The organism is Streptomyces poriferorum (genome assembly GCF_019399235.1).
In the GTDB taxonomy this organism is placed as follows: domain Bacteria; phylum Actinomycetota; class Actinomycetes; order Streptomycetales; family Streptomycetaceae; genus Streptomyces; species Streptomyces poriferorum.
In genome coordinates this window covers 1-4178 of sequence record NZ_JAELVH010000436.1, presented here as the reverse complement: position 1 = coordinate 4178, position 4178 = coordinate 1, and the positions used below count along the sequence as shown (strand labels likewise).

Sequence of the window (4178 nt, the reverse complement as noted above, 5' to 3'; positions counted from 1 at the left end):
CCTTCTTCCAGCCCTCGTCGCTCTTCTCGCTCTTCTCGCTCTTCTCGGACTTCGAGGACGAGTCGCTCTTCTCGGTCTTGCCCGCCTCGTCGCTGCCCGGCTGCCACTCCTTGGCGACCGTCATCGACATGGCGCCGCCGCCGGCCTGCATGCCGCCGTTGGGCTTGTCCTTCTTCCAGTCGGAGTTGCCGGACTCGTCGTCCTTGCCGGGCTGCCACTCCTTGGCGACCGTCGACGACAGCGCGCCGCCGCCGGTGTGGACGCCGCCGTTGGGCTTGTCCTTCTTCCAGTCGGAGTTGCCGGACTCGTCGTCCTTGCCGGGCTGCCACTCCTTGGCGACCGTCATCGACAGCGCGCCGCCGCCGGTGTGCACGCCACCGCTGGGCTTGTCCTTCTTCCAGCCCTCGTCGTCCGACTTGCCGTGCTCGTCGCCGGTGACCGTCTTGGCCAGGGCGCCGCCGCCGGTGTGGACGCCGCCGTTGGGCTTGTCCTTCTTCCAGCCGCCGTCCTCGCTGCTGGAGGACGAACCGCTGTCGTGCTCCCAGTCGCCGGTGGTCATGGCGTACGCGGAGGGAGCGGTGATCGTGAGGACCGCCGTGACGGCGGCCGTAGCGAACAGGGTGCGGGCAGAGCGCATCTGAACACGTTTCCTTTCGTCGCGACTGCGAAGAGTGATGGGGTATCGACTCTGGGTGGCGCAGCAGCTACGTGATCCACCGTCAGCCCGGAGCCCGGGGCGCGCCATCGGGGAGCTCCGCATTGGAGCTACGGCGTGGGCTCATCGAGTGGCGAAGAACGGATAATCACCCGTTGGGCGGCACGACGCGCCGAAGAGAGGTTTGGCCGCTGCCGGATCGCCCGTTCGCTGACGGGACCTCACCGCGCGGCAGCGCGTACGGCGCCGGTAAATGAGTTGCACCGCCGGCTCGCCCGCTGTTCTACTCGCCGCATCAGCCGACAGGACCAGGAGAAAACGATGCGCCGATCTCACATGTTCGTCTCGACGGGAATTCACCCCACCGCTGACCACATGGAGTTCTGTGCACACGCTCAATCTTGGAATTCTGGCGCATGTCGACGCCGGTAAGACGAGTCTGACCGAGCGGCTGCTTCACACCGCAGGAATCATCGACGAGATCGGCCGCGTCGACGACGGGAACACACAGACCGACTCGCTCGCACTCGAACGGCAGCGCGGCATCACGATCAAGTCCGCCGTCGTCTCGTTCGCCCTAGACGACGTCACCGTCAACCTGATCGACACGCCCGGTCACCCGGACTTCATCGCCGAGGTGGAACGGGTCCTGAGCGTGCTCGACGGCGCGGTGCTGGTCATCTCCGCCGTGGAGGGCGTCCAGGCCCAGACCCGGGTGCTGATGCGTACGCTCCAGCGCCTGCGCATCCCCACGCTGATCTTCGTGAACAAGACCGACCGGGCCGGAGCCCGGTACGCGCAGGTGCTGCGCGAGATCACGGAGAAGCTCACCCCGCACACGGTCGCGAGAGGACCGGCCGTGACCGGCCTGGGCACCCGCGAGGCCCGCAGCGTGCCGTACGCCGACGACGACCCCCGGTTCACGGAGCGGCTCGCCGACCTGCTCACCGAGCACGACGACACCCTGCTGGCCGCGTACGTCGAGGGCGGCGAGGAACTCGCACCGGCCCGGCTCAAGGCGGCACTGGCCGAGCAGACCCGGCAGGCACTGGTCCACCCCGTCCACTTCGGCTCGGCCGTCACCGGCGCCGGCATCACCGCCCTGACCGACGGGATCAAGGAGCTGCTGCCCGCGGCCGGGGACGACGCGGACGGGCCGGTCTCCGGCACCGTCTTCAAGGTCGAACGCGGCCGGGCCGGCGAGAAGCTCGCCTGGGTCCGGATGTTCTCCGGGACCGTACGCACCCGCGACCGGCTGGAGTTCGGGCAGGGCCCCGGCGCCGTGTCCGAGGGCAAGGTGACCGGCATCCGGGTCTTCGCCGACGGCGTGGACACCGACGCCGCGTCGGTGGGCCCGGGGCGGATCGCGAAACTCCGCGGGCTCGGGGACATCAGGATCGGTGACGCGGTCGGCGATATCCGTGCGACGGCCACCCGGCACCACTTCGCCCCGCCGACGCTCGAATCCGTGGTGGCGGCCGCTCCGCCCGCCTCCCGGGGCGAACTGCATTTCGCTCTCGCACAACTGGCCGAACAGGATCCGCTGATCAATCTGCGGCAGGACGACATCCGTAAGGAAGTATCCGTATCGCTCTACGGCGAAGTGCAGAAGGAAGTCATCCAGGCGACGCTCGCGGACGAATTCGGAATCGACGCCACCTTCCGCGGAACCACGACCATCTGCCTGGAAAAGCCGTCCGGAACCGGATCGGCCTTCGAGATCATCGACAAGGACGACAACCCCTTCCTCGCGACGGTCGGACTGTGCGTCGATCCCGCCCCTACCGGCAGCGGGGTCACCTACCGGCTGGAGGTGGAGCTCGGCTCGATGCCGTACTCCCTGATGCGAGCCGTCGAGGAGACCGTCACCGAAACGCTCGCACAGGGCCTGTACGGCTGGCGCGTCACCGACTGCACGGTCACGATGACGCACTCCGGCTACTGGCCCCGGCAGAGCCACTCGCACGCAGTCTTCGACAAGTCCATGTCGAGCACGGCCGGTGACTTCCGCCGGCTGACCCCGCTGGTCCTGATGGCCGCGCTCCGGCAGGCCGGCACCACGGTGTACGAGCCGATGCACCGCTTCCGGGCGGAGCTCCCGGCCGACACGCTCGGGCCGCTCCTGCCGGTCCTCGCCCGTCTGCGGGCCGTCCCGGGCCCGCCGTCCGTCGACGGTGCCCGCTGCGTACTGGAGGGCGAGATCCCGGCAGCCCAGGTGCACGACCTCCAGCAGCGGCTGCCGGGGCTGACCCGCGGCGAAGGGCTGCTGGAGACCGCCTTCGACACCCACCGCCCCGTCACCGGCACCGTCCCGCAGCGCTCACGCACGGACCACAACCCGCTCGACCGGAAGGAGTACCTGCTGCACACCGTGAGGCGGGCCGGTGGCGGACAGGAGTGAGAGGCTGACCGGCGCCGTCAGTTCAGCATCGCCCGGGCCGCCCGCGCACTCCCGCGCACCGCCTCGGCGGCAGCCGGATCGATGTCCGCGACCACCTGCGCGTACTCCTCCATCTCCGCCGCCCCGCGCAGGAACTCCCCGCCCCGGACCAGCAGCTGGGCCCGCTCGTAGCGCAGCCGCGCCGGGTGCGAGGGCAGGAGCAGGGACAGCTCCACCGCCCACAGCGCCACGTCGTTGCGTTCCGGGCGGGCCGCCGCCCACGCCCGGATGTTGTTCAGGATCCGCAGCACGGTCTCCAGGGGCTGAGCCGGCACCAGCATCGACGCCTCCAGCGGCTCCCCGGTCGCGCCCGCCACCAGGAGTTCCGCGTCCTGGTCCGTCAGTGGCCGCCCACCGGCGAACGGATCGGCCAGCACCCGCTCCGCCGGATCCCCGAAACCGACCACGAAGTGGCCCGGCAGCGCCACCCCGTACACCGGAGCGCCCGCCCGCCGGGCGACCTCGATCCACACCACCGACAACAGGATCGGCAGCCCGCGCCGCCGCCGCAGCACCTCGTGCAGCAGCGAGGACTCCAGCCGCTGGTAGTCCGCCGAAGCGCCCTCGAACCCGTACCGCTCACCGAGCAGTTCGGCCAGCGCCGAGGCCCAGGCGCGGCCGTCGCGCAGCCCGTACGGCAGCAGACCCGCGAGCCGGTCCAGCTCGATCTGGGCCGCGTCCATGCCGTTCGCGTCCAGCGCGGGATCGGCCTCCGCGGCCACCAGCAGGCAGAGCAGCGCAAGATCCGGGCGCTCAGCCCGTGCCTCCTCGGCGAACCGACGGCGCAGCTCGTCCTTGTCATGCCTCGCGGGAGCCATCGCGTCAGGGCCTTTCGTTCGGATCAGGTCGGATCGGGTCGGATCAGGGATCGGGGTCCAGTGCGTGCGGCCGTAAGGCGGGGGAGGGAGTCACGGGAGTCACCGCGGAGCACTGACGACCGACGGCAACGACGGACGACACCGACGGACGACGCCGACGGACGACGCCGACGGACGACCACGACCGACGACAACGCGGCTGACGCCCGCGCCGGTGCCCGCGAGCCCGCACGATCCGAACGAACGGCCCTAGGTGTATTGCCCT

The 4178-nt window shown here is 70.3% G+C and carries 3 protein-coding genes; 1 reads left to right on the top strand and 2 read right to left on the bottom strand.

What is annotated here, in order from left to right; translation table 11 throughout:
• A partial coding sequence (locus JGS39_RS37830; protein WP_236065907.1) for a hypothetical protein occupies positions 1-637 on the bottom strand: 637 nt, incomplete at its 3' end.
• 403 nt (positions 638-1040) lie between these two features.
• On the opposite strand from JGS39_RS37830, the gene JGS39_RS37825 reads away from it, so the two are divergent.
• The gene (locus tag JGS39_RS37825) at positions 1041-3056 is read left to right on the top strand and encodes an elongation factor G (RefSeq protein ID WP_219574305.1); all 2016 of its coding nucleotides are present in this window, start codon (positions 1041-1043) and stop codon (positions 3054-3056) included.
• A gap of 17 nt (positions 3057-3073) precedes the next feature.
• On the opposite strand, the gene JGS39_RS37820 is transcribed toward JGS39_RS37825, so the two are convergent.
• Complete coding sequence (locus JGS39_RS37820; RefSeq protein ID WP_219574304.1) at positions 3074-3913, bottom strand: transglutaminase family protein; 840 nt, start codon at positions 3911-3913, stop codon at positions 3074-3076.
• Between the last annotated feature and the right edge of the window lie 265 nt (positions 3914-4178).